Genomic DNA, 24,882 nt, shown 5'->3' on the forward strand with positions numbered 1-24,882 from the left:
TCGTCGGCGACTACCTGATCAAGCTGATCTTCGAATAGGCGTTGGGCGACGATGCGGCTGCGCACCGACGACGACATCTACCGGGCTCGCCTCGTCTACCTGGGGCCGCCCGGCTACACCCTTCCCGTCCACCTGCCGTACGCCCAGTACGGCCTGTTCATGCTGCTCGTACCCCTCTACATGTTCATCCACTGGTTGTTCACGCTCCAGGTCGAGCTCTTCCCCGCCTGGGAGATCTCGCTCGCCATCGTGACGACCTCGTTCATCTTCCGGTACGTCGACCCGGACCGGCCGGCGCGCATGGTCATCCGGACCGCGCTGACGGACTGGCGACGCACCCGGGAGCCGGCCGCCGAACTGCGCGATCCGCGCCTCGTCGCGAGCCGGATCAGGATCCGGGAGGAACTGGCATGACCGGGCGTACGCAGACGGCGCAGACGAACGACGCGGGTGAGGCGGTCGCATGAGTCGCTCTTCCACGCCGGGTCCCCCGGCCGGACGTCCGGCCGGGCCCTACGGTAACCGTGCGCGGTCGTTCGACTACCCAGCGGACGAGGAGCTGGACGAGGTCACCCTCGACCCGGCCCTGGTGACCAGCCCCCAGCACGGTCGCGTCGGGGTCTTCCAGCCGCCCCGGCCGCTGGCCCCGCGCGGCGAGCAGCGGGAGCCCGTGGCCGCCGACAGCGGCGACATCGACTCCCCCTTCCTCGACCTCTTCGGGGGCGCGCAGCCCCGCGTCCGCCGGCCGGCCAACCCGCCCGCCGGCCCGCCGGCCCCGGTGGAGCCGGTGGTGGCGCCGCCCCGGCGCGGCGTCGGCCGGGAGGCGCTGCCGATCCCGCACCAGCACGCCGCTCCGGTCGAGCCGGCCCTGCCGGTTCCGCAGGCCGCTCCGGCAGAGCCGGCCCCGCCGGCCGTGCCCGCCCTGCCCGAGGGGCAGCCGCCGGCGGCCCGGCTCCCGGAGGGCGCGCCCGGCGTCCGCCCGGTGGGCCGGCCGCGCGAGGCGCCGGAGGCCGCCCGCCCGGCGGTGCACGCCGCCCCCGAGCCGCCGGAGCAGCCCGCCCTCGGACCGGCGCCGGTCACCCGGACCCGGGTGCCGCACCAGGTGGGCGACCGGCTCCCGGCGCTCCCGTCCACCGTGGAGCCCGAGCCGGCCGAGCCCGAGAGCCCGGTCGGGCGCCCCACCCGCCGAGCCGACCGGCGCACGGCCGAGCCGGCCCGGTCGAACGGGCGCGAGATGGCCACCGCGCCCGCCCGCGAGGTGACCCCGCAGCCCGCGCGCGAGGTGGCCCCGCCCCGGCAGCGGTCCCCGGAGCGCAGCGGCCGGCCCATGAAGCCGGTCCGGGTCCGGGCCCCGAAGATCAAGTTCGGCGACCGGGACCCCTCGGTCGAACTGGCCATCACCGAGATCGCCGGCCACCTCACCTTCACTCCCAACACGGTCACCGCCTGGTACTGGCTGCCCGAGGTGCGCTGGGCGTTCCGTCCCGACGCCGAGCGCGAGGCACTGCTCTCCGCCATCTCCGAGCAGTACGCCGGCCTGGCCGGCTTCCGGCTGCACCTGCGCCGCACCACCCGGCCGTTCCCGGCCGACGAGTGGGCCCGCACCATCGACGCGCACACCGCCGCCCCGCTGCCCGACGTGCCCGGCACCACCGGCTGGGCCGACCACCTGGTCGCCGCGCAGCGGCACCTGATGGCGGTCAACCACGCCGAGGGGCAGACCTACCTGGGCGTCACCTTCGCCCGCAGGTCGCTCGGGGACTCGCTCACCGAACGGCTGCTGCGCACCTTCGGCCGGGGCACCGCCGACGGCGAGCGGCGCCGGCTCGGTCGCACCGTCGAGCAGTTCGACGAGGTGCTCGGCGCGTTCGGCATGCGTGGCCGCCGGGTCACCGCGCAGGAACTGGAATGGCTGCTCTACCGCTCGGTGGCGCTCTGCATGGCGCCGCCCGGGGTGCTCTCCCCCATCACCAACGGCCGGTGGGAACGCGGTGACCTGCTGGCCCTCACCGAGCAGGTCGAGCGCTACCGCACCCCCTACGGCTCCACCGTCAAGCTGGTCAACCGGATGACCGGCGAGGAGCGGCACGTGGCCGTGCTCGCGGTCGGCCGGATGGAACCGCTGGAGATCCCCGAGCGGCACGAGCCCTGGCTGCACTTCCACGAGCGGCTGCCGTGGCCGATGGAGCTCTCCACCCGCGTCGACATCCTCGGCCCCGGCGACTCCTTCCGGAACCTCGAACATCGGCTCCGGATGATCCGCTCCCAGCAGCTCGACTACGCCGAGCACGGCATCGACGCCCCGCCCGAGCTGGAGCGGCTGGCCAAGCGCGCACTGGTGATCGGCGACGAGATGACCACCGGCCTGCCGGTGGACTCGGCCCGCGCGCACGGCTGGCACCGGATCGCGGTCGGCGGCCGCACCCGCGAGGAGTGCCTGGAACGGGCCCGCCGGCTCATCCAGCTCTACTCGCGCGAGCTGCGCATCTCGCTCCAGCACCCGAAGAACCAGGACTGGCTGGCCCGCGAGTTCATCCCCGGCGAGCCGATCGCCAACACCGGCTACGTCCGGCGGATGCCGGTCAACCTGCTCGCCGCCGCGCTGCCCCAGGCCGCGTCCACGGTCGGCGACCGGCGCGGCGACCTGATCGGCCGGACCGCCGGCACCTGCCGCCGCCCGGTCTTCCTCGACCTGCACTTCCCCATGGAGGTACGCGAGCGCTCCGGCCTCGCCGTCTTCGTCGCCGAGCCGGGCGGTGGCAAGTCCACCCTGCTCGGCGCGCTCGGCTACCTGGCCGCCCGGCGGGGCGTGCAGGTGACCCTGCTCGACCCGTCCGGCCCGCTGGCCCGGCTCTGCGCCATGCCCGAGCTGGCGCCGTACTCGCGGGTGCTCAACCTGACCGGGTCGGAGCAGGGCACCCTGGCCCCGTACGCGCTGATCCCGACGCCGCTGCGCAGCGAGTTCGGCGCCGGGGCGGCCGGCGACCGGGAGTTCGAGATCGCGGTCTCCAACGCCCGCGCCGAGCGCCGGATGCTCGTGCAGGACATCTGCATGATGCTGGTGCCGCCGCAGGTGGCCCGGGAGGCGTCCACCGCCACCCTCTTCCGGCACGCCGTACGCCAGGTTCCGGCCGAGGAGACCTCCACCCTGGACGACGTGGTCGCCTGCCTCCAGGGGCTCGACGACGACGCCGGCCGGGAGCTGGCCAACCTGCTCCTCGACACCGCGGAGATGCCGCTGGCCATGCTCTTCTTCGGCCGCCCGCCGGAGGGGCTGCTCGGCGCCGACGCGGCGCTCACCGTGATCACCATGGCCGGGCTCCGGCTGCCCGACCTCAAGATCGAGCGGGAGTACTGGTCGGCCGAGGAGGCACTGGCCCTGCCGATGCTGCACACCGCGCACCGGCTGGCCGTCCGCCGCTGCTACGGCGGCTCGATGTCCTCGCGGAAGCTGGTGGGCCTCGACGAGGCGCACTTCATGGAGGGCTGGCGCTCCGGCCGGTCGTTCCTGGTCCGCCTCGCCCGCGACTCCCGCAAGTGGAACCTGGCCGCGCTGGTCGCCTCGCAGAACCCGAAGGACATCCTCGGTCTCGACGTGCAGAACCTGGTCTCCACCGTCTTCGTGGGCCGGATCGCCGAGGACACCGAGATCGCCTCCGAGGCGCTGCGGCTGCTCCGGGTGCCGGTCAACGACGGCTACGAGGCCACCCTCGCCTCGCTGTCCCAGGCCGACAGCGGCTCGGCCGCCCGGCTCGGCTTCCGCGAGTTCGTCATGCGCGACGTCGACGGTCGCGTGCAGAAGGTCCGGGTCGACGTGTCGTACGTCGACGGGCTGCTGGAGCACCTGGACACCACCCCCGCCGCGGTCGCCCAGGCCGCCGGGCAGCTGCCGACCGTCCTGGCTGATCTGGAGGCGTGACATGGCGAGGGCCCGGGCACGGATCGCGGCGCTCCTCATCGCGCTCGGCGTACTGGCCGGGGCCACCATCTCCTGGCCGCTGGTCGGGGCGACACCCGCGTACGCCGCCGTGCCGGCCGCCCAGGCCCGGGCCGAGCTGTGCAGCACCAAGGAGTGGCAGGCCGACTTCCGCGCCTGCGTGGCCAAGCTCAAGGCGGTCAGCGAGGACCAGGTCGAGTGCCGCAACGCGCCGGTACCCGGGGCACCGGACTCGGGTCTGGCCGGCTGGTTCGCCTCCCGCCCCGACTCCGCGAAGCAGCCCGGACCGAAGGGCCTCTACAGCGACTACGGCTACGCCGGATACAGCTACACGACGTACGACGTCGACGGCGGCTGCGCCTCCTCGGTGCTGCATCCGGACTACCGGTTTACCACGATGGTGGCGAACGGCGAGTTCATGTTCGCCAACGCAATCATCGGGGCGTCCAACGCGCTGCGCGAACGCGCCTGGGACCCGCGCACGATGTGGCGCTGGGCGGACCCGCTGGTCGAGCAGGCCACCAAGGCCGTCTACCAGAAGGTGTTCAGCGTCTTCGGCATCATCACCATCTGCGTGGTCGGCCTCTACCTGCTCTGGCGCTCCCGCCAGTCGGACATGAGCAACGCCATGACCACAGCCGGCTGGGCGATCCTGGTCATGGTGGCGGTGACCGCATTGGCCGCCTGGCCGGTGAAGTCGGCAAACATCGCCGACAACACCCTGATCACCACCCTCGGTGTGGTGCACGACGCCGTCGGTCCGGCGTCGAGGGACACGCCGCCCGGCCAGTGCGACGATCCGAACCCCGCGGCGTGCAAGGACCACCGACCCCCGGCCGTGCGCGCCAGCGACACCGCGACCGAGACGATGCTCTACCGCAACTGGTTGCGCGGCGTGCTGGGCTCGGCCGACAGCGAGACCGCCAAGAAGTACGGTCCGGCGCTCTACGACGCCAAGTCGCTGACCTGGGACGAAGCGGAGTCGATCCGCGCGAATCCCGCCACTCGCGACGTGGTGATCAAGGCCAAGCAGCAGCAGTGGGCGAAGGTCGCCGAACAGATCAAGTCGGAGGACCCGGAGGCGTACGAGTACCTCCAGGGCGTCCGGGACATGGACCGGATCGGCGCGGGCTTCATCGCGGTGCTGGCCTCGCTGCTCTTCGCGATGTTCGACCTGACCGCCTCGCTGCTCGTGCTGCTCGGCTTCCTGATCTTCCGGTGGGCCGTGATCGCCGCGCCGATCCTGGGCACGGTCGGGCTGATGCGCCCGGCCAGCGCCGGCCTCCGGCGGCTGGCCAACGCGGTGGTCGCCGCGGTGTTCAACATCGCCATCTTCGGCACGGGTGCGGCCATCTACCTGTTCGCGGTGGATCTGATCATGAACACGCCCACCCTGCCCGGCTGGCTCCAGGTGGTCCTGGTCTGGCTCTGCGGCGTCGTGGGCTGGCTGCTGCTCCGCCCGTACCGGCGGATCACGCAGCTCGGCGGCAAGGACAGCAGCGAGGCGGTCAGCTCGGCCGGCTCCTGGCACCGGCGGTTCTTCCGCGACATGCGGGTCGCGGCCCGCCTCGACGTGGCCGAGCCGGGCGGCACGGCCGAGCCCGCGATGGGGCGGCGGCGCGGCGTGCCGGCCGACCAGCGCAGCCTCCGGCCGGAGGCCCGGCACGAGGACCCGGCGCACACCGTCGCGGTGGTCGAGCGGGAACGGCCGGACGGGCGGGAGCGTCCCGAGCAGGCGCCGGCGACCGAGTCCGGGTCCGGGCGAGCCGGCAGTGCGCCCCGGCCGCGCCGCCAGCCGGCGGGTTGGACCGGACCGGACGTGCCCGAGGAAGCACCGTCCTTCGCCGTCTACCGGCCGGACTCGGCCGACCGCGCCCCGGCGCCCAAGCCGGCGCCGCGGGTCCGCTCCGAGGCACGGTGACACCGGTGCGGCGGGCGCTGGAGTTCCTGTTCACCCGGGTGCTGCGGTCCCGGCTCGGCATCGCGTTGGTGATCGCCGTGCTGATCTTCGGCGTGATCGGCGCGGCCCGGCTGGTCTCCGGCCCGGTCGACTCGACCACCGGCCTGAGCGTCCGGCCGAGCCAGCCGATCAGCACGGTGGACCCGCACGCCGGTGACGACGGGGTGCTGTCGAGCCCACCGGCGGCGGTCTCTCCGAAGACGCGACCGGGCGAGGCCACCCCCGAGCAGACCGCGAGCCGGTTCACCACGGCGTGGCTCACCGGCCCGGGCAGCAGCGGCGACGCCTGGCAGGCCCGGCTGCGGCCGCTCTCCACGCCCGCGCTCATCGAGAAGATGACCGGCGCCGACCCGGAGAGCGTGCCCGCCCGCCGGACGGCCGGCGCGGTGACCCTCCGGCCCCGGACGGAGTCCTTCGTGGAGGCGCTGATCCCGCTCGACAACGGCCGGCTCCGGCTCGAACTGGTGGCCCCGGACGGTCTCTGGCTGGTGGACGTGGTCGACTGGGAGCGGCCGTGAGCACGGCGTCCGGCGTCGCCGCGCCGGTCCGCCGCAAGCTGCGGGTCGGCGTCCTGGTCACCGCGGTCACCACCGTGCTCACCCTGCTCTGCTGCGTCGGCGGGGCGGGCGCGTTCCTCCTCACCGAACTCGGCGGCGACCAGAAGGACGGCGTGCTCGCCGGCCTGAACTGTGACCCGGCCTACCAGGTCAACCTCACGGGGGACATGCCGCGCTTCACCGAGTACGGCGACGGCCAGCTCCGCAACGCCGCCGTCATCATCAAGGTCGGCCAGGACATGAAGGTGCCCGCCCGCGGCTGGGTGATCGCGTTGGCCACCGCCATGCAGGAGTCCGCGCTGCGCAACCTCGCCAACAGCACGATTCCGGCCTCGCTGGCCCTGCCGCACGAGGGCGTCGGCGCCGACCACGACTCACTGGGCCTGTTCCAGCAGCGGCCCGGCTGGGGCAGCGTCGAGCAGCGGATGACGCCCTCCTACGCGGCCCGGAAGTTCTACGAGAAGATGGTCAAGGTGCGGAACTGGCAGCAGCGGCCGCTGACCGTGGTGGCGCAGCGGGTGCAGGTCAGCGCCTTCCCGGACGCCTACGCCAAGCACGAGGACCTGGCCGGCCGGATCGTGGACGCGCTCGCCGGCGGGGCCGCGCGGACCGTCGAGATCGCCGGCAAGGCGGTCTGCGACGCCGCCGCCGGAGCCCGGATCGCCGCCTCCGGCTGGACCGCCCCGTTGCCCGGCGGCGTGGTCTCCGGCTTCCGCACCACCGAGCGGCCCAGCCACAACGGGGTCGATCTCGCCGCCGACAAGCGCACCGAGATCCACGCCGCCTCCGCGGGCCGCGTGCTGGTGGCCCGCTGCGATCCCGACCACTCAGGGAAGCGGGACTGCGACCGGGACGGCTGGCCGGGCAAGGGTGGCTGCGGCTGGTTCGTCGACGTCCTGCACGCCGGCGGCTACATCACCCGCTACTGCCACATGATCGAGCGCCCCCGGGTGACGCCCGGCCAGTTGGTGGAGGCGGGCGAGGTGATCGGTCTCTCCGGCACCAGCGGCAACTCCTCCGGTCCGCACCTGCACTTCGAGGTGCACGTCGACAGCGACCGGTCCAGCCGGGGCGCGATCAACCCGGTCCCGTTCATGCGCGAGCGGGGCGCCCCGGTGGACGGGACCGCGTGAGGCGCACCGGCACATGAGCAACCCGCTGCCCGACCCCTTCGCGGACCGGCCCGACTGGGCACCGCTGCCGCCCCGCCCCGTCGAGATCGTCCCCGCCACCGGCCGGATCGAACTGCGGGGCCGCCGCGTGCTGGTCGGCCTGCCCGGCCTCGGCTGGCGCGGTGACCTGCGCGCCGACGAGCGGGTCGTGCAGGGCAGCCGGACCTATGTGCCGGTCATTCCGGAGCACGAGTGGTACCGCGCCGAGTCCGAGCAGGTGGAGGTCTTCGCGCCGCTGGTGCCGGTGGAGCGGGTCTGGGTGGAGACCGTGGGCGAGCGGCGGGCCAGCGCCGGCCCGCCCGAGCCGGGCATCCGGCTGGTCTCGCTCGACGCGCCCACCCGGCGCCCGCCCACGCCGGTCTTCGAGGCCGACTCGGTCACCGGTCGGCGGGTGGTGCACGTGACCGGGGCGACCGAGCAGCGCGACCTCCGCGCGGTCACCGAGGCCTACTCCGGCGCGGACGGGGACATCTGCGTCCGGGTGGCCCCGGAACTGGAGTGGTACCGGTGGGCCTGGCGCGGCCAGGCACCGACCACCATGGAGGTACCGGTCCACCTGCTCTGGTTGGAGTGATGGGCAATCAGCCGATCTTGCTGGCGCCACACACCCGCCACCCGTCTGTATTGACGACGTGGAAACGCCAGATCTCCCGGCGGCTGCTCCGCGGCTGGCCGCTCGACGAGCTTGAGATGGCCAGCGTCGTCGTCACCGACTCACCCTCCCCGTCCTTTGCACGGGCGAGGGGACCCCAGCTCACCTTGACGACAACGTCGAAGTTGGCCTCTCGTTGCTCCAGCTCGGTCCGCAGAGCGCGGACCGCATCGAGGTCGGCTCCGGACGTGCACGTGAACTCCTGCGCCTTCGTGTCGTTGCGGTCCACCAGGAAAGTCTGGATGTAGTTGGCCACCACGACATCGGGGGCGCTGCGGTCGGGAGCGGTTGCTCGGTCGTACAGCACGAAGCCGACGATCGCGCCGCCGGCGCAGAGCAGCGCCAGCACCCCGGCGACCATCGCGAGAACGGTGCGCAGCCGCCGCTTCGGGCGTACCGGCGCCGGAGCGGGCGCGGGCGGCGCCAACTGCTCGGGCGGGGTCCGCTGCGCCGGTACCCGGGAGACCTGGGAACCGGCGGGGGGCTGCACTGATTCCACCTTCTGAGGCTATCGGCTGCGCGCCGCGTACCCAATGCCTGAGAACTGGCGGATCGTGGCGAACCGCCGGACGGGCGCCGCCCGGCACGGCCCTGGTCGGGGTCGTGCCGGGCGGTCGTGCCGCGGCGGTCAGCGGATCCGGTACGCCCGGATGAGCTGCTGCTCCACCTTGTTGCCGGCGTCGTCCCAGGCGGTGGCCCTGAGCGAGACGAACCCGGCGGTCGACGGGTGCTTGAGCATCGCGGACCAGGCTCCGGTGCCGTCGGCCGTGAGGGTCACCGGCTGCCAGGTGGCTCCGTCGTCGTAGGAGACGCTGAGGGTGCCGCCGGTCGGCTTGCCGGCTCCGGTCACGCCGTCGATGTGCGTGGCGGTCAGGCCGATCTTCTGCTGGCCACCAGCCTTCACCGAGCCGGTCAGGTCGGTGTCGATCCGGTAGTCGAGCTGGAGCAGCGGCAGCAGCACCCGCACGTCGGCGGCCGGCCTCGCGGACCGGAAGGTCCACGCCGTCCGGGTGCTCGTGGGGGCCAGCCACGGACCGGCCGGGAGGGTGCTCTCCTGCTCGAAGCGGTACTCGGCCGCCCCGTCGGTGGCGGGCACGCTCGTCTGCACCGCCTGGGACAGCTGTTCCCTGCCGACCTGCACGCCGTTCTGATAGAGCCGGGACTTCACGGTGGCCGCGTCGTCGATGCCGGTCATGTCGGTGTCACCGCTGCGCGGCGGCACGTTGACGGCCAGGAAGTCGCGGTCCCGGTACGGGAGCCAGAAACCGGGGCCGAGGCGCGGCCGGGTGACCGGCGCGAACCAGTTGCGGGTCAGCTGCTGACCGGGCCGGTAGGTCATCTGCTGGTGCCGCTGCTCCCAGCCGGGCAGCAGGTCGGCCTTCTCGTACCACGAGGTGCCCTGCTGGGTGGAGAAGTAGTCGACCCGGGTGGACGGCGCGGCGAACGGCTCGTTCGGGCCCTGGCAGGGCGGCCAGTAGTACGGGCGGCAGTCGGCGGCCAGGTCGAAGACGAGCGACGGGGTGCCGGCGCGGAAGGTCTGGTCCACCCGGGCCAGTTCCTCCTCGGTCGGCGCGTACGTCGGGTCGGTCGGCACCTCGCCCGGCCAGGACCGGAGCAGGTGGTACTGGTACGGGGTGAACTCCACGGCGGTGCCCCGCAGGACCAGGGTGCCGGCGCGGGCGGCGGCCAGCAGCGGCTCTCCCTGGGCGTGGGTCAGCGAGATCACCGGCACGTCGGTGCCACCGGCCTGCTGGTAGTAGCGGCCCGGCTGGTTGTTGACCACGACGAGGAGCGCGGCCCCGGCGGCCTGGGCGGCCTGCGCCCGGGCGGCCGGCGTGACGGTGTCGTCGCGGGTCACCAGGACGGCCCTGCCCTTGACGTCGAGGCCCTGGTATTCCTCGGGCCGGCCGGTGCCGGCGACGACGCCGGTCAGCTCGACCTTGCCGTCGAGCCGGGCGGAGCCGGACTGGTAGAGCGGGTCGAGGTTGACGGTGGCGGGGGTGTGCCCGGCGAGTTTCAGGTGCGCCACGCCCCGGTCCCACCGGGCCGCGAACTCGTAGCTGCCGCCGGTGATCGGGCCGGTCGGGGCCACGTACACGTCGTCGACCTGGGGGGAGACGCCGTAGAGGGCGCTGAAGGCCGCGTACTGACCGCCGATGCCGGAGTCCCGGAAGTACTGGATCCGCCGGTAGCTGTCCTCGCTGGGGCGCGGGGTGGTGACGGTGACCTTGTGCGCCTGCCGGGCGTCCAGCTCCAGGGCCCGGTCGGCGTCGAGCTTCAGGCTCGGGGTGCCCAGCAGGGCGGCGCCGAGCGAGTCGGGTCCGCCGTCGCCGGCGACCGGCAGGAAGCCGGTGACGGTGTACTCGCCGGGCGGCAGGCGCAGCGCGGGCGCGGTGCCGGTCGCCGGGTCGAGCGCCACGGTGCGGGTGAAGGTGTCGCCGTAGCGGTAGACGGTCACGTACCCGCCGATCGGCGTGCCGTCGCGGTCGGTGCCCTTCAGCGCGAGGTTGTAGCGCTCCTCCTCCTTGACCAGGGCGACGGCGGTGTGCACGCCCACCGAGCCGGTCCCGTCGGTGGCGGCCAGGGTGCCGGTGTAGCGGCCGGTGCCGCTGACGGCGTTCGGGTCGCCGGTCACGGTCGCGGTGGCGGTGCCGCCGGCGGGCACGGTGACCTGCTTCGGGGTGACCGTGCCGAGGGCGGCCGGCTGGCCGTCCGGACCGGTGACGGTCAGCGCGAGGTCGAGGGTGACCGGGTTGTCGCCGCTGTTGCGGTAGGTGACGGTCCGGCTGACCGGCTGGTCGTCGGAGTGTGGCCAGGCATGGAAGCCGAGGTCGGCCGAGCCGGTGGCCTGCAGGTCACCGAGGGCGGCCGGGACGTCGAGCCGCCCGGAGCCCACCTGGTACGGCGTGGTGCCGGTGAGCGTCTTCGACGCCGACATGAGAGCGTCCTTGATCCGGTCGGCGGACCAGTCGGGGTGCCGCGCGGCGACGATGGCCGCGGCGCCGGCCACGTGCGGGGTGGCCATCGAGGTGCCGTTCATCTTCACGTAGCTGCCGGTTCCGGGACTTGCCGCGGCCCGGGCGGCGAGGATCTGCACGCCGGGAGCGGAGAGGTCCGGCTTCAGGCCGTTGTCGCCGAAGCGAGGGCCCTGGCTGGAGAAGGCGGCGCGGACGTCCTTCCCGTCGACGGCGGCGACGGTGAGGGCGGCGTCCGCGGCGCCGGGGCTGCCGATGGTCGCCTCGCCGTAGCTGTTGCCGGCGGCGATGACGAAGAGGGCGCCGGTCTCGGCGGTGAGCCGCTCGACGGCCTGGGCCATCGGGTCCGTGCCGTCGCTCGGCTCCTGCGACCCCAGGCTCATGTTGACCACCCGGGCGTGCTGGGCGGCCCATTCCATGCCCGCGATGATCCACGAGTTGAGGCCGGAACCGTTGTCGTCGAGCACCTTGCCGATCACCAGGTCGGCGCCGGGGGCGACACCCTTCTCGGCTCCACCGGAGGCGGCGCCGGTGCCGGCCACCGTGGAGGCGACGTGGGTGCCGTGCCCGCGGCGGTCGCCGGTGTCCGAGCCGGGCACGAAGGAGACCGCGTCCTTGACCTTCCCGGCGAGGTCCGGATGGGCGGCGTCGACTCCGGTGTCCAGGACGGCGACCGTGCTGCCCGTCCCGTCGTACCCGGCCGCCCATGCCGTCGGCCCGCCCACCTGGGCGACGCTGTCGGCCAGGTCGACGCTGACCCGGCCGTCGAGCCAGACCTTGCCGACACCGCCGGCGAACCGGCCCGGCGTGGTCTCCGGCGCGAGGGCCCGCCAGAACGAGGCGGCATCCTTCTTCGCGGTGCTGATCGCCATGCCGTTGATGCTGCGCAGGTCGCGCACCTTGTGGGCCTTCGCCGGCGCGGTGCGCGCCGCGCTCCGGGCGGTGGCGTTCCCCGGGTACGTCGTGATCAGCGGAAGCTCGGCGGCGTGCCCGTCGTCGAAGCCGTCCTCGATGAGGTCGGTGACGTTGAACAGTTCGCGGTCGAGCCGGTTCGCGGCGAGGTACGGCAGCACCGCGTCGGGGATGACGTACAGGTCACCGCCGACGGTCTGGGTCTGCACGCCACCGGTGGAGCCGGCGCGCTGGTCGACGGTGACCACGTCGGGACCGGAGCCCGGGTGGGTGACCCGGACGACGTCCCCGGTGACCAGCGTGACGGTGTCGGTGACGCCGGAGGCGTCCGGTGCCGGTGCCGTGGGTGACGGTGGTTCGCCTGCGGCGGCCGGCGAACCAGGCGCGGCGGCCAGGGCTGCCGCGACGGTGACGGCGATCAGGCGGCGTGGACTTCGTCGCATGTGTGGGCCTCTCCATGAAGAGCGTGGATATGGCAGACCATCCGACGGGCCGGCCCGGCCGGGCAACGGATCCACCACGGCGGCTTCCTTCCATGACGCAAAACCGCCAGACTCTCTCGCGGGCGAGACGGCGGAGGCGTGACATGGTGCTGGACGTGCTGGGGTTGAGCAGGAAGGAGTCGGCGGCGTACCGGGCGCTGGTCGCGCTGCCCTCGGCGGCCCCCGCCGAGCTCGCCGGCCAGGTCGGCGGGGACGAGGACGAGGCCGCGCAACTGCTGGGCGTGCTGGAGGGCAAGGGGTTGGCGGCGCGCAGCGTCGGGGACACCGCCCGGTTCGTGGCCTCCCCGCCGGCCACCGCGTTCGGCGCGCTGCTGTTGCAACGGCAGAACGAGCTGCGGCTGGCCGAGTTGGAGCTGGGCTCGCTGACCGAGCTGTACCGGGCGGCGAGCGCCGGCCGGGGGGTCGCCGAGGTGGTGGACGTGATCGTCGGGGTGCCCGCCCTGCGGCAACGCCTGGAACAGCTCCAACTCGGCGCGCGCAGCGAGGTGATGACCTTCGTCAAGGCACCGGTGGCGATCATCAGCGGTGCGGAGAACACCGCGGAGGACGCCGCCGTGGCCCGGGGGGTGCACTACCGGGTGCTGCTGGAGCGGGGCATGCTCGACGAGGACGTGGACATCGACGGCATCGTGGCCGCTCGCAACGCCGGCGAGGACATCCGGATCGCGGAGAGCCTCCCGCTGAAGCTGTTCATCGTGGATCGCGAGATCGCCATCGTCCCGCTGATCACCTCGTCGGACGTGGCAACCGCCGGGGCGTTGCTGGTGCACCAGAGCGGCCTGCTGGACGCCCTCATCGCGCTCTTCGAGCTGGAGTGGGCCGCCGCCATGGAGGTGACCACCTCGGCGGACGACTTCGCCGGGACCGGGGTGGACGACCTGGACGTGCAGATCCTGACCCTGCTGCTGACCGGCCTGACCGACCAGGCGGTCGCCGGTCACCTGCGTACCTCGCTACGGACCGTGCAGCGCCGGGTGCGCCGGCTGATGGACCTGGCCCGGGTGCAGACCCGGATGCAGCTCGGCTACCAGGCCGCCCGGCGGGGCTGGCTGCCGGGTGAGGCTGCTCACCGCTGAGCCGGGCACCGCGCCGACCGACATCCCGGAGGACGGCCCCCGGCTGGGATACCGTCACCATCGGGGAGGAGATGTCGGCCTCGGGAAGAGAGGTGGACGGGTGGCGAGTCCGAAGGCGCGCGCCGGCCGGGCCGCCGCGCTGCACCGCAGGGCCGAGGCCACCGCGACCGCGGCGGCCGCGATCCTCGACGAGATCCGGCCCGCGCCCGCCGATCACCACCGGCAGTACGAGCTGGCCGAGCGGCTCCGTGCCGCGGCGGCGCTCGCCGCACCGGGCTGGGCCGGCGACCCGCTGGAGACACTGACCCCGACGACGCCGCCCGGGGACGGCCCGCCCGCCTTCGTCCGGGTCGGGACCGCCGCGCCGCTGGACGACGCCCGGTTCCCAGCGCTGGTGCCGCTGCTCGGCAGCGGACATCTGAGCGTGGACGCCGACGCCGGCGACCCGCGGGTGGCCGGGCTGCTCCGGGCCCTGCTGCTGCGGCTGTTCGCGGCCAGCCCGGCCGGCGCCCTGCTGGCCCGCGCGGTCGACGGCGGCCCGGACGCCACCCTGGCCGGTTACGCGCCCCTGGCCGACGCGGGCCTGCTGCCACCGCCCGCCACCGACCTGACCGGGCTCCGCGCGGTGCTGGCCGAGGCCGAGCAGTGGGTGGCCGCCGGCACCGCCCGTCAACGCGGGCACGACCGTACGCTGCTGCTCATGGTGGCCGCCCTGCCCGACGGGGCCGCACCGTCCGATCTCGACCGGCTCGCCGAGCTGGCGGCGCAGGGTCCCCGGGCCGGGCTGCACCTGGTGGTGGCCGGCTGGCCCGACACGGTGCCGCTGCCGCAGGCCACCCCGCTCGCGGTGCGCACCGCGTACGCGCTGGTCGGTGATCCGCCCGCCGCCGGCTTCAGCAGCCCCGGGTCGGAGCCGCCGGGCGGGTTGAACTCCCCGGTCTTCCTCGACGAGGACCCGCCCGAGGAACTGGTGGCCGGGGTGTGCCGGCGGCTGGTCCGGCAGATCGAGGACGGCTCCCGCCTCGCCCTCACCGACCTGCTGCCCGACGGGGAGCTCTGGGCGGAGGGTTCGGTCGACGGGCTGACCACGACGGTCGGTGACGCCGCGGGGCGGCCGGTCAGCCTGGGCTTCACCGAGCTGACCCCGCACTGGCTGGTCAGCGGCCGCTCGCAGGCCGGCCGGTCGGCGTTCCTCACCGACGCGCTCTTCGGCCTGGCCGCCCGCTACGGCCCGGACGAGCTGGTCCTCTACCTGGCCGACCTCGACGACGGCGAGTCCTTCGTGGAGTTCCTCCAGACCGAGCGGGACCGGTCCTGGGTGCCGCAGGTCCGGGCCGCCGGGATGGCCGCCGACCGCGAGTACGTGGCGGACCTGCTCGGCGAGCTGGAGGCCGAGCTGCGCCGCCGGGAGGAGGCGGCCCGGCGGGCCGGCGGGCAGCGCTACGCCGAGCTGCGCCAGCACCAGTCGTTGCCCCGGATCGTCTGCGTGATCGACAACTTCCCGCTGCTGCTGCGTGAGCGGGACCGGCTCGCCACCGACCTGCTCGCCCGGCTGGACGGGCTGGCCCGCGCCGCCCGGTCGTACGGGATCCACCTGGTCCTCGCGGGCGAGGGCGACCTCGGCATCGGCGGCCCGCGCGACCCGCTGCTCGGCCAGTTCCCGGTGCGGGTGGCGCTGCCCGGCGGTTCGGCGGTGCTGGAGCCGACCAACGACTCGGCGGCCGGCCTGCCGGTGGGCAGCGCGGTGGTGAACACCGCCGGCGGGCTGGGCGGCCCGCGCGGCGCGACCCGGGGCCACGAGCGGATGATCCGGTTCCCGGACCCGCACGAGGACCCCGCGGTCCTCGCCGACCTGCGGCACCGGCTCTGGTCGGCCCGGCCCGAGGGGGCCGCCCCGCCGGTGGTCTTCGCCGGGTTCGCCCGCCCGCTGCTCGCCAACGACCCGCGACACCGGGCCGCGCTGAGCGGCCGGGCGCACGCGCCGGCCGCGCTGCTCGGCCGGGCGGTGGACATCCGGCGCTCCACGGTGGCCGTGCCGCTCGGCCCGGCCGCCGGCCGGAACCTGGCCGTGCTGGGCCGGGACGAGGAGGCCGAGCGGCTGCTGGTCACCGCGGTCCGCAGCGCCGCGGCGGCGCACCCGGGCGCGGCGCGGTTCGTGCTGGCGCCGCTGGCCAACGGCTCGGCCGAGCCGGCCGGCGTGCTCGCCGCCGAGCTGGCCGGGCGGCACCGGGTGGAGACCGTCGACGTGGCCGGGTTGCGGGCGGCGATGGCGGCGGACGAGCCGGGCTACCTCGTGGTGTTCGGGCTGGACGTGCCGGACGCGACCGAGCTGCCGCCCGAGCTGCTGCGCGCGCTGCTGCTGGAGGGCCCGCCCGCCGGCCGCCACCTGCTCGGCTGGTGGCGCACGGTGGCGCCGCTGGCCGGGCTGCTCGGTCCGGAGGGCGAGGTGGACAAGCTCACCGCCGTGGTGGTCACCGACGTGCCCGGCGCCCGGCTGGAGCAGCTCTTCGACCGGCCGGTGCTCTGGCGACCCCGGCCGGCCCGGGCGGTGCTCTGGGACGGCCCGGGTGAGCAGGGCACCGTGCTGGTCCCCTTCGGCGAGGGTGTGGGGTCATGAGCGAGACCGGTACGGCGGTGCCGGCGCCCCGGTCCGGCGGCCCCACGGTCGACGTGGACCCGGCCGGGGCGGCCTGGGCGGACTACGTGGCCGCCGCCCGCCAGCTCGACGGCGTACGCCGGGCGGCGGCGACCGCCGCGAGCGAGCAGGCCCGGTCGGTGGCGGCGGCCCGGGAGGAGCTGACCGCGGTCCGCGAGCGGCTCGCCCCGCAGCAGTCACGGCTGCGGGAGCTGGGCGTGCCGGCGATCTCGCTGGTCCCGACGCCACCCGAGGTGACCGAGGCGACCCGGCCGATGGCGGCCGGCCCGGCGGCCGTGCTGGCCGCCCTGCGGTCCGCCCGGGGCTGGGCGGACTCGGCGGACGACAGTCTCGCCGCGCGCGGCCTGCCCCGGCTGGCCCGCTGGCCGGCGCACCCCCGAAACCTGCTGGTCTACGGTCCCCTGGCGCTGCTGGTGCCGCTGGTCCAGCTCGTGTTCTTCCTCGTCACCGGCACCGGCCCGCTGACCGTGCTCATGCTGGTGGTGGGGCTGCCGCTGCCGGCGGTCGCGTTCATGCTGGGCTGGCTCACGGTGGGGCGGCTGTTCCGGCCCCGCCCGGCCGACCGGGTGGACCGGACGCCCCGCTTCGGCGCGCTGGTCTGCCTGGTTCCGGCGGTGCTGACCACGGCCGGCCTGCTGCTGGCCATGCTGGCCGACTGACCCCGGACACGGCACAGGGCCCTCCCCGCTTGGGAAGGGCCCTGTCTCGCTGCGGTCAGCGCGGGATGATCAGCGCCATCGCCTCGGCGCGCGACTTCGCGTCGTGCTGGAGGGTGCCCCGGACCGCCGAGGTGATCGTCTTGGCACCGGACTTCTGGATGCCGCGCATCGCCATGCACATGTGCTCGCACTCGAGCACCACCACGACGCCGCGCGGCGCCAACTTGGCCATCAGCAGGTCGGCGATCTGCGAGGTCAGCCGCTCCTGCACCTGCGGGCGCCGGGCGAACACCTCGACCAGCCGGGCCAGCTTGGACAGGCCGGTGATCCGGCCGTCCGGCCCGGGGATGTAGCCGATGTGCGCGCTGCCCCGGAACGGGAGCAGGTGGTGCTCGCAGAGGCTCATCACGTCGATGTCCCGGACGAGCACCAGCTCCTCGTGGTTGGCCTCGAAGGTGGTGCTGAGCACCTGCGCCGGGTCGACCCGCAGGCCGGCGAAGAGCTCGGCGTACGCGCGGGCGACCCGGGCCGGCGTCTGCTGGAGACCGTCCCGGTCCGGGTCCTCGCCGACCGCGACGAGGATCTCCCGGACCGCCTTCTCGATGCGGGCCAGGTCGACGCTCTCCTCCACCGGCCGCCCGGTCAGCTTGCCGCTGATCAGGCGGGCGGCGACGTAGTCGAGCGCGTCGTCCCCGTCGGGCTCGGTCGCGGAGACGGGCAGCTCCCGGTCGCGGGAGCTGGCCGTCGGGTCGGTACTCAGTGGGTACCGTCCGAGTTGTGGGAGGGGGACCCGACCGCCGCGCCGTCGGCCTGGGCCTGCGCCTTCAGCGTCTCCTTCTCGGCCGGCGTGAGCACGGGCGGCTCGGTGGAGGGCTGACGCTTGCCGAAGCCGTGGTAGGGGGCCATCGGCGGGCGCTTCGCCACCCGGGCGCAGATCCGGGCCATGTCGGCCGTGGAGAGGGTCTCCTTCTCCATCAGCTCGAGCACGATGTTGTCCAGGACATCCCGGTATTCCACCAGGATCTCCCAGGCCTCGTCGTGCGCCAGCTCGATCAGCGCCCGCATCTCGCCGTCGATCTCGGCGGCCACCGCGTCCGAGTAGTCCCGCTCGTGGCCCATGTTGCGGCCGAGGAACGGCTCGTCGCCGCTGGTGCCGTACTTGATCGCGCCGAGCTTGGAGCTCATGCCGTACTGGGTGATCATCGCGCGGGCCAGCTGGGTGGCCTTCTCGATGTCGTTGCCGGCACCCGTGGTGGGCTCGTGGAAGACCAGCTCCTCGGCGGCCCGGCCACCCAGCGCGTACGCCAGGGTGTCGATCATCTCGGCCCGGGTCTGGGTGTACTTGTCCTCGGTCGGCAGGACCAGCGTGTGGCCCAGCGACCGGCCCCGGGACAGGATCGTCACCTTGTGCACCGGCGCGGCGTGCGGCAGCGCCCAGGCGACCAGCGCGTGCCCACCCTCGTGGTACGCGGTGATCTTCTTCTCCTGGTCGCTCATCACCCGGGTCCGCCGCTGCGGACCGGCGATCACCCGGTCGATCGACTCCTCCAGGGAGTCGTTGGTGATTGCCCGCTGATCCTTGCGGGCGGTGAGCAGCGCGGACTCGTTGATCACGTTGGCCAGGTCGGCGCCGCTGAAGCCGGGGGTACGCCGGGCGACCGAGTCGAGGTCGACGTCGGGCGTGAACGGCTTGCCCTTGGCGTGCACCCGCAGGATGGCCTTGCGGCCCTCCATGTCGGGGGCGTCGACCGGGATCTGCCGGTCGAAGCGGCCCGGGCGCAGCAGCGCCGGGTCGAGGATGTCGGGCCGGTTGGTGGCGGCGATCAGGATGACCCCGCCCTTGGTGTCGAAGCCGTCCATCTCGACCAGCAGCTGGTTCAGGGTCTGCTCCCGCTCGTCGTGGCCGCCGCCCATGCCGGCGCCACGGTGCCGGCCGACCGCGTCGATCTCGTCGACGAAGACGATCGCGGGCGCGTTCGACTTGGCCTGCTCGAAGAGGTCGCGGACCCGGCTGGCGCCGACACCGACGAACATCTCCACGAAGTCCGAGCCGGAGATGGAGTAGAACGGCACGCCGGCCTCACCGGCGACCGCGCGGGCGAGCAGGGTCTTACCGGTACCGGGCGGGCCGAAGAGCAGCACGCCCTTCGGGATCTTGGCGCCCAGGGCCTGGTACTTCGCCGGGTTCTGCAGGAAGTCCTTGATCTCGTGCAGTTCCTCGACGGCCTCGTCCGCCCCGGCCACGTCCGCGAAGGTGGTCTTCGGCGTGTCCTTGGTGATCATCTTCGCCTTGGACTTGCCGAAGTTGAGCACCCGCGAGCCGCCGCCCTGCATCTGCGACATGAAGAACAGCAGCAGGAGCACGAGCAGCGCGATGGGCAGGAGGTTGACCAGCAGGCTCACCCAGATGCTGTCCGACGAGACCTTGGTGTCGGCCGGGCCGGTGACCCGGTTGGCCGCCTTGGCGTCCAGGACCTCGTTCCAGACCTGGCTGCCCACCTCGTAGGGGAACTGGGCCTCGATCCGGTCGGTGGTGGTGTCGCCGAACTTCGTCTTCTGGGCCAGGTCGAGCTGGAGCGTCTGCTCCTTGTCCTGGAAGACCGCCTTGTTGATCTTCGCGGTGTGGAGCTGGTCGAGCGCCACCGACGTGTCCACGCGGTGGTAGCTGGGACCAGCCGTGAAAAGTTGACTGAGCACAACGGCGCCGAGGATGACCAGGATGATCCAGACCACCGGTCGGCGGAAGAAACGCGTACGTTCCATACTGTTGTCGGGCACCGAGGCGCCCGCATCCTCCTGATCGACGTCCTGACCGTCTGAATGGTGTCGCCGCCTCGGGCGGCGGCCGCAGCCGCCGTGCGGGCCGGCCCCGACCCCGAGACGCGCGAACTGCCGCGCCGCGGTCATTCGACGGTACACCGTTCGTGCCAGATGTGAGCTTGCGAGCCCGGCACTTACGCGTACGGCGAACCCGGGTTTGAGCCGGCGTGGCGGGGAGCTCCCCACCCGGCCACCCGACCGCCCGGTCACGCGGTTCGAGGGGTCGGGCGTGGAGGGTGCCTCCACGTCACCGGCCTCTACCGTAGACCGGAAGGCTGAGAGCCCGCTGAACGTCGGCTGACGATCGCCGGGGCGCCGGGGTCAGGCCCGGGCGTAGACCTCGGGCTTGAGCACGCCGACGTAGGGCAGCTCGCGGTAGCGCTCGCCGAAGTCGAGGCCGTAGCCGACCACGAACTCGGTCGGGATGTCGAAGCCCACGTACTTCACGGGAACCGGCACCTTGACCGCGTCCGGCTTGCGGAACAGGGCCACCACCTCGACGCTCGCCGCGGAGCGCGACTCCAGGTAACGGAGCAGCCAGGAGAGGGTCAGGCCGGAGTCGACGATGTCCTCGACCACCACCACGTGCCGGCCGGCGATGTCCCGGTCCAGGTCCTTGAGGATCCGCACCACGCCGGAGGAGGTCGTGCCCTGGCCGTAGGAGGAGATGGCCATGAAGTCCAGCTCGGCGGGCGGGCCCTGGCGGCCCAGCGCGCGGGCGAAGTCGGCCATGAACATGACCGCGCCCTTGAGCACGCAGACGAGCAGCAGACCGTCCTCGACGTGCGCGTAGTCCGCCGAGACCTGCTTGGCCAGTTCCGCGGTCTTCTCGCGGATCTGCGCCTCGGAGATGATCACGTGGTCGATGTCGGCGTCGTACCAGGAGCCGTCAGCCATGCTCCTAGCCTGCCGTACGCCGGATGGCCTCCGTCGGCGGGGCCGCCCCTTTTGGCGCGGTCCCGCCGGGGATTATCGGCGCACATGGAGCAAATCACCTCAGCAGGTGCGGGAGCGCCAGCGGCGGCCGTCCTCGGTCGGCTTCCAGTCGGCCGAGTCCCGGGTGTCGGCGGTCAGCCCGGAGGCGCTGGCGCCGACGAGGAGGAGCAGGAAGAGCAGGAGCAGCAGAACGGTCATGGCGGCGCTCACTTTCGCGTGGTTGATGTGGTTTTCGCCGCCGGTGCGCACCGGACACCACCAAGTCTGCGGGCCGCCGTACCCTTCGGACAGTGGCAGGAATGCCAGTGAGCCTCGATTTCCTGCCACCTGTCGGGTTACCCTCGTCACATGCTTCGCTCCGTCGCCGTCGTCGCCCTCGAAGAGGTCGCCGTGTTCGAGCTCGGGGTCGTCGCGGAGGTGTTCGGCACCGACCGCACCGCCGACGGCTTCCCCGGCTACCGGTTCGACGTCTGCACCGCCGACGGCGGGCCGGTCCGCAGCCGCTCGGGCTTCCTGCTCACCCCGACCGCCGACCTGACCCCGGTCGAGCACGCCGACCTGGTGGCCGTGCCCGCCCACGGCGACGGGCGGACGCCGGTCCCCGAGCCCGTGCTGGCCGCGCTGCGGCGGGCCGCCGACCGGGGCGCCTGGCTGCTCAGCGTCTGCTCCGGGGCGTTCGTGCTCGGCGAGGCCGGGTTGCTCGACGGGCGCGACTGCACCACCCACTGGCGGCACGTCGACGACCTCCAGGAGCGGTTCCCGGCGGCCCGGGTGCAGTGCAACTCGCTCTACGTGCAGGACGGGCGGCTGCTCACCAGCGCCGGCACCGCCGCCGGGATCGACGCCTGCCTGCACCTGGTCCGCCAGGAGCACGGCTCCGCCACGGCCACCCGACTGGCCCGCCGGATGGTCGTCCCGCCGCACCGCGACGGCGGCCAGTCCCAGTACGTCGAGGCGCCCATCCCCAAGGCGCCCGAGGCGCCCACCCTGGAGCCGGTGCTGGAGTGGCTGATGGGGCACCTGGACCGGACGGTGACCGTGGACGAGCTGGCCGCCCGGGCCGGGATGGCGCCGCGTACCTTCGCCCGCCGGTTCCGCGCCGAGACCGGCACCACCCCGCACGACTGGCTGACCAACCAGCGGGTGCTGCTGGCCCGGCGGCTGCTGGAGGAGACCCGGCTGAGCGTGGAGAGCGTCGCCGACCAGGCCGGTTTCGGGGACGCGGCGGCGCTGCGGCACCACTTCACGCGCCGGGTCGGCACCACCCCGCACGCGTACCGGACCACCTTCCGGGAGCGGGTCGACGCCTGATCACCAGCCCAGCATCGCGCCGTCGACCCGGGACTCCGACCCGACCACGTAGCCACCCCCGGGCGCCCGCCAGATCGCCTGGCCGTACCCGAAGACCGACGGCTCGGCCGCGACGGTGATCTCGTGCCCGCGCGACCGCAACCCCGCGACCAGCGCGGGGTCCAGGTCCGGCTCGACCAGCACCGTCCGGCCGGCGTGCCAGTACCAGCGCGGCGTGTCCAGGGCCGCCTGCGGGTCGCGACCCGCGTCGACGGTGGCCGAGACGAGCTGCACGTGCCCCTGCGGCTGCATGTGCCCGCCCATCACCCCGAACGGGCCGACCGGCGCCCCGTCCCGGGTCAGGAAACCCGGAATGATCGTGTGGAACGGCCGCTTCCCCGGCCCCACCACGTTCGGGTGGCCGGGGTCGAGGCGGAAGCCGAGGCCGCGGTTCTGCAGCGCGAAGCCGTGCTCCGGGACCACCACGTGCGAGCCGAACGCCAGGTAGGTCGACTGGATCAGGCTGACCATCATGCCGCCGGCGTCGGCCGTGCAGAGGTAGACCGTGCCGCCGCGCTCCGGCTCGCCGGCCACCGGGTCACCCGCCCGCGGGGTGACCAGCGCCCGGCGGGCCGCCGCGTAGCCCGGGTCGAGCAGCGCCGCCGTCGGCACCTCGGCGCGCTCCGGGTCGGCCACGTGGGCGTGCGCGTCGGCGAAGCCGAGCTTCACGGCCTCGATCTGCCAGTGCAGCCGCTCCTCCGGCGACAGCGCGGCCAGGTCCACCCCGTCGAGCACCTGGAGCGCCAGCAGCGCGGCGATCCCCTGCCCGTTGGGCGGCAGCTCCCACACCTCGTGCCCCCGGTAGCGCACCGGGACCGGATCGACCCAGGTCGAGGCGTGCCGGGCCAGGTCGTCGCCGGTGAGGAAGCCACCGGTCCGGGCCGCGTGGTCGTCGATCGCCGCCGCGATCCGCCCCCGGTAGAAGTCCGCCGCGCCGCTCTCCGCGATCCGCCGCAGCGTGCCGGCCGCGTCGGGATTGCGCCACCACTCCCCCGGCCGGGGCGCCCGGCCGTCCACGGCGAACACCCGGCGGAACTCGGCGAACTCCGCGCCAGCCAGCCCGTCGTGCGCGGCCACCCCGCGCGCCCAGGTGGCCGCCGTGCCCGGTGCCACCGGGTAGCCGCGCTCGGCGTAGGCGATCGCGTCGGCGAACAGCTCGGCGAAGGGCAGCGAGCCGAACCGCTCGTGCAGGTTCCGCCAGCCGGCCGGGGCGCCCGGCACGGTCACCGGCAGCCAGCCGCGGGCCGGCACGGCGGGCCCCTCGCCCTGCGCCCCGCCGAGCGCCTCGACCGGCGCCGCGCCGCGCCGATCCGTCGCGGCCAGCACCAGCTCCCGGGTCAGCGCGGCCGGGGAGCGGCCGGAGGCGTTCAACCCGTGCAGCCGCTCGCCGTCCCAGACGATGGCGAACAGGTCGCCGCCGATGTCGTTCGAGGGCGGCTGCACCACGGTCAGGGTGATCGCGGTGGCCAGCGCCGCGTCGACGGCGTTGCCGCCGCGCCGCAGCACGGCCAGACCCGCGGCCGCCGCGAGCGGCTGGCTGGTCGCGACGGCACCCTGGGGGGCCAGCAAGGGCAGTCGGGGGTACGCCATGGGCCCTGTCTACCGCCTCCGGCGGCTCCCGGCGACCCCGCGCCGCGCCCGCCACCGCCGGCTCGGCGAGCTGGCGGTATCGCGCGCGGCCGCACACCGCCACTCCAGCGAGCTGGCGTTCCGGCGTGCGGACCACCGGGGCGGGTCAGGTGGTGAGGCGACCGGCCTGGCGGCGGACCGGGAGACCGCCGGGCAGGTACGCCGGGCCCTGCCCGTGCCAGTCGGTGACCAGGGCGTCCAGTGCCGCCACGTGCCGATGCGACAGGGCGGCCGGCGAGGCGCCCAGCTCCCGGGCCCAGGCGTGCAACACCCGGGTGCGGATCGCCGCCGGCAGCGCGGTCAGGCCCTCGACCGAGAGCCCGCCCCCGGCGGCCCGGACCCCGGTGAGCGCGGCGGCGGCGAGTTCGTCCAGGGCGGCGGTGTCGGCGGCCAGCAGGCGGGCGGTCCGGGCCAGGTTGCCCACCACCCCGGGCCCGAGCGCCTCGACCAGCGCCGGCAGCAGGTCGGCGCGGACCCGCGAGCGGGCGTACGCGGGGTCAGCGTTGTGCGGGTCCGTCCAGGGCGTGAGCCCGAGCGCGGCGCACGCCTCCCGGGTGTCGTCGCGCGCGACGTCGAGCAGCGGGCGCAGCAGCGGCACCCCGTCCAGCTCGCGGTGGACCGGCATGCCGGACAGGCCGCGCGGGCCGGCGCCCCGGGCCAGCGCGAGCAGCACCGTCTCGGCCTGGTCGTCACGGGTGTGCCCGAGCAGCACCCCGGCCGCGCCGTGCCGGCGGGCGGCGGCCACGAGGGCGGCGTACCGGGCCTCGCGGGCGGCCGCCTCGGGGCCACCGGGTCGGCCGGCGACGGTCACCGGGACCACCTCGACAGGGTCGAGACCGGCTCCGGCCGCCCACCGGGCCACCCGTTCGGCGCGCTCGGCCGAGCCGGCTTGCAGGCCGTGGTCCACGGTCACGAGGCCGGCCCGGCGGTCGAGGCGGGGCGCCACGAAGGCGGTGGCGGCCGCCAGGGCGAGCGAGTCGGCGCCGCCGGAGCAGGCCACCAGCACCGGCCCGGCCCCCGGCAGCCCGGTCAGCGCCCGGCGTACCGCGAGCCGGACCGCGGCGACCGGTGGGGCGAGCGCGGCCAAC

The 24,882-nt window shown here is 74.4% G+C and carries 18 protein-coding genes; 10 read left to right on the forward strand and 8 right to left on the reverse strand.

The genetic code is table 11. The annotated features are described in order from the left end of the window. Positions 1 to 51 precede the first annotated feature (51 nt). From IEY96_RS27175 to IEY96_RS27200, 6 genes are read left to right on the forward strand one after another with little or no spacing between them, the layout of a single operon-like run. On the forward strand, positions 52 to 414 hold the full coding sequence (locus tag IEY96_RS27175) for a hypothetical protein (RefSeq protein ID WP_091317037.1): 363 nt from the start codon (positions 52 to 54) through the stop codon (positions 412 to 414). Between the two features lie 49 nt (positions 415 to 463). After that, complete coding sequence (locus IEY96_RS27180; RefSeq protein ID WP_189197657.1) at positions 464 to 3,919, forward strand: ATP-binding protein; 3,456 nt, start codon at positions 464 to 466, stop codon at positions 3,917 to 3,919. 1 nt (position 3,920) lies between these two features. Continuing rightward, on the forward strand, positions 3,921 to 5,858 hold the full coding sequence (locus IEY96_RS27185) for an MraY family glycosyltransferase (protein ID WP_189197658.1): 1,938 nt from the start codon (positions 3,921 to 3,923) through the stop codon (positions 5,856 to 5,858). Then, positions 5,855 to 6,415: a hypothetical protein gene (locus IEY96_RS27190; RefSeq protein WP_189197659.1), complete on the forward strand. Its 561-nt coding sequence runs from the start codon at positions 5,855 to 5,857 to the stop codon at positions 6,413 to 6,415. The genes IEY96_RS27185 and IEY96_RS27190 overlap by 4 nt, the downstream gene beginning before the upstream one ends. After that, positions 6,412 to 7,587 carry a M23 family metallopeptidase gene (locus IEY96_RS27195; protein ID WP_189197660.1) on the forward strand — a complete coding sequence of 392 codons (1,176 nt, stop codon included), beginning with the start codon at positions 6,412 to 6,414 and terminating at the stop codon, positions 7,585 to 7,587. Before IEY96_RS27190 ends, IEY96_RS27195 begins: the two co-directional genes overlap by 4 nt. A gap of 13 nt (positions 7,588 to 7,600) precedes the next feature. Next, a complete protein-coding gene (locus IEY96_RS27200) occupies positions 7,601 to 8,200 on the forward strand; it encodes a hypothetical protein (protein ID WP_189197661.1) in 600 nt (199 codons plus the stop codon). 7 nt (positions 8,201 to 8,207) lie between these two features. On the opposite strand, the gene IEY96_RS27205 is transcribed toward IEY96_RS27200, so the two are convergent. Both IEY96_RS27205 and IEY96_RS27210 read right to left on the reverse strand, forming a co-directional pair. Further along, positions 8,208 to 8,768 (reverse strand): hypothetical protein, encoded by a 561-nt coding sequence (locus tag IEY96_RS27205; RefSeq protein ID WP_189197759.1) that lies wholly within the window; start codon positions 8,766 to 8,768, stop codon positions 8,208 to 8,210. Positions 8,769 to 8,906: 138 nt separating this feature from the next. Then, positions 8,907 to 12,608 carry a S8 family serine peptidase gene (locus IEY96_RS27210; RefSeq protein ID WP_189197662.1) on the reverse strand — a complete coding sequence of 1,234 codons (3,702 nt, stop codon included), beginning with the start codon at positions 12,606 to 12,608 and terminating at the stop codon, positions 8,907 to 8,909. 143 nt (positions 12,609 to 12,751) lie between these two features. Between IEY96_RS27210 and IEY96_RS27215 the strand changes: the two genes are divergently transcribed. From IEY96_RS27215 to IEY96_RS27225, 3 genes are all read left to right on the forward strand, one after another. Further along, positions 12,752 to 13,744: a TrmB family transcriptional regulator gene (locus tag IEY96_RS27215; protein WP_189197663.1), complete on the forward strand. Its 993-nt coding sequence runs from the start codon at positions 12,752 to 12,754 to the stop codon at positions 13,742 to 13,744. 100 nt (positions 13,745 to 13,844) lie between these two features. Further along, positions 13,845 to 16,361: an FtsK/SpoIIIE domain-containing protein gene (locus IEY96_RS27220; RefSeq protein WP_189197664.1), complete on the forward strand. Its 2,517-nt coding sequence runs from the start codon at positions 13,845 to 13,847 to the stop codon at positions 16,359 to 16,361. Then, positions 16,358 to 17,059 carry a hypothetical protein gene (locus tag IEY96_RS27225; protein ID WP_189197665.1) on the forward strand — a complete coding sequence of 234 codons (702 nt, stop codon included), beginning with the start codon at positions 16,358 to 16,360 and terminating at the stop codon, positions 17,057 to 17,059. The genes IEY96_RS27220 and IEY96_RS27225 overlap by 4 nt, the downstream gene beginning before the upstream one ends. A gap of 55 nt (positions 17,060 to 17,114) precedes the next feature. On the opposite strand, the gene folE is transcribed toward IEY96_RS27225, so the two are convergent. The 4 genes from folE to IEY96_RS27245 form a co-directional block, all read right to left on the reverse strand. Then, on the reverse strand, positions 17,115 to 17,780 hold the full coding sequence (folE, locus tag IEY96_RS27230) for a GTP cyclohydrolase I FolE (RefSeq protein ID WP_189197760.1): 666 nt from the start codon (positions 17,778 to 17,780) through the stop codon (positions 17,115 to 17,117). 35 nt (positions 17,781 to 17,815) lie between these two features. After that, positions 17,816 to 19,822 carry an ATP-dependent zinc metalloprotease FtsH gene (gene ftsH / locus IEY96_RS27235; protein ID WP_189197666.1) on the reverse strand — a complete coding sequence of 669 codons (2,007 nt, stop codon included), beginning with the start codon at positions 19,820 to 19,822 and terminating at the stop codon, positions 17,816 to 17,818. A 378-nt stretch (positions 19,823 to 20,200) separates the two neighbouring features. After that, positions 20,201 to 20,776: a hypoxanthine phosphoribosyltransferase gene (hpt, locus tag IEY96_RS27240; RefSeq protein WP_091317014.1), complete on the reverse strand. Its 576-nt coding sequence runs from the start codon at positions 20,774 to 20,776 to the stop codon at positions 20,201 to 20,203. A gap of 99 nt (positions 20,777 to 20,875) precedes the next feature. After that, entirely contained in the window at positions 20,876 to 21,013 is a 138-nt protein-coding gene (locus IEY96_RS27245; protein ID WP_168215455.1) for a hypothetical protein, read from the reverse strand. A 150-nt stretch (positions 21,014 to 21,163) separates the two neighbouring features. Between IEY96_RS27245 and IEY96_RS27250 the strand changes: the two genes are divergently transcribed. After that, positions 21,164 to 22,126: a GlxA family transcriptional regulator gene (locus tag IEY96_RS27250; protein WP_189197667.1), complete on the forward strand. Its 963-nt coding sequence runs from the start codon at positions 21,164 to 21,166 to the stop codon at positions 22,124 to 22,126. On the opposite strand, the gene IEY96_RS27255 is transcribed toward IEY96_RS27250, so the two are convergent. Continuing rightward, the gene (locus IEY96_RS27255) at positions 22,127 to 23,755 is read right to left on the reverse strand and encodes a gamma-glutamyltransferase family protein (RefSeq protein ID WP_229791933.1); all 1,629 of its coding nucleotides are present in this window, start codon (positions 23,753 to 23,755) and stop codon (positions 22,127 to 22,129) included. Positions 23,756 to 23,900: 145 nt separating this feature from the next. Continuing rightward, positions 23,901 to 24,881 (reverse strand): tRNA lysidine(34) synthetase TilS, encoded by a 981-nt coding sequence (gene tilS / locus IEY96_RS27260; protein WP_189197668.1) that lies wholly within the window; start codon positions 24,879 to 24,881, stop codon positions 23,901 to 23,903. Between the last annotated feature and the right edge of the window lies 1 nt (position 24,882).

It is taken from the genome of Micromonospora fulviviridis, from assembly GCF_014648395.1.
GTDB classification, from domain to species: Bacteria; Actinomycetota; Actinomycetes; order Mycobacteriales; family Micromonosporaceae; genus Micromonospora; species Micromonospora fulviviridis.

Excerpts from the sequence above, each read along its gene's own strand:
- IEY96_RS27175 (WP_091317037.1), top strand. The coding sequence starts at position 52 with ATGCGGCTGCGCACCGACGACGACATCTACCGGGCTCGCCTCGTCTAC.
- IEY96_RS27180 (WP_189197657.1), top strand. The coding sequence starts at position 464 with ATGAGTCGCTCTTCCACGCCGGGTCCCCCGGCCGGACGTCCGGCCGGG.
- IEY96_RS27185 (WP_189197658.1), top strand. The coding sequence starts at position 3,921 with ATGGCGAGGGCCCGGGCACGGATCGCGGCGCTCCTCATCGCGCTCGGC.
- IEY96_RS27200 (WP_189197661.1), top strand. The coding sequence starts at position 7,601 with ATGAGCAACCCGCTGCCCGACCCCTTCGCGGACCGGCCCGACTGGGCA.
- IEY96_RS27210 (WP_189197662.1), bottom strand. The coding sequence starts at position 12,608 with ATGCGACGAAGTCCACGCCGCCTGATCGCCGTCACCGTCGCGGCAGCC.
- IEY96_RS27215 (WP_189197663.1), top strand. The coding sequence starts at position 12,752 with ATGGTGCTGGACGTGCTGGGGTTGAGCAGGAAGGAGTCGGCGGCGTAC.
- IEY96_RS27225 (WP_189197665.1), top strand. The coding sequence starts at position 16,358 with ATGAGCGAGACCGGTACGGCGGTGCCGGCGCCCCGGTCCGGCGGCCCC.
- ftsH (WP_189197666.1), bottom strand. The coding sequence starts at position 19,822 with ATGGAACGTACGCGTTTCTTCCGCCGACCGGTGGTCTGGATCATCCTG.
- hpt (WP_091317014.1), bottom strand. The coding sequence starts at position 20,776 with ATGGCTGACGGCTCCTGGTACGACGCCGACATCGACCACGTGATCATC.
- IEY96_RS27245 (WP_168215455.1), bottom strand. The coding sequence starts at position 21,013 with ATGACCGTTCTGCTGCTCCTGCTCTTCCTGCTCCTCCTCGTCGGCGCC.
- IEY96_RS27250 (WP_189197667.1), top strand. The coding sequence starts at position 21,164 with ATGCTTCGCTCCGTCGCCGTCGTCGCCCTCGAAGAGGTCGCCGTGTTC.
- IEY96_RS27255 (WP_229791933.1), bottom strand. The coding sequence starts at position 23,755 with ATGGCGTACCCCCGACTGCCCTTGCTGGCCCCCCAGGGTGCCGTCGCG.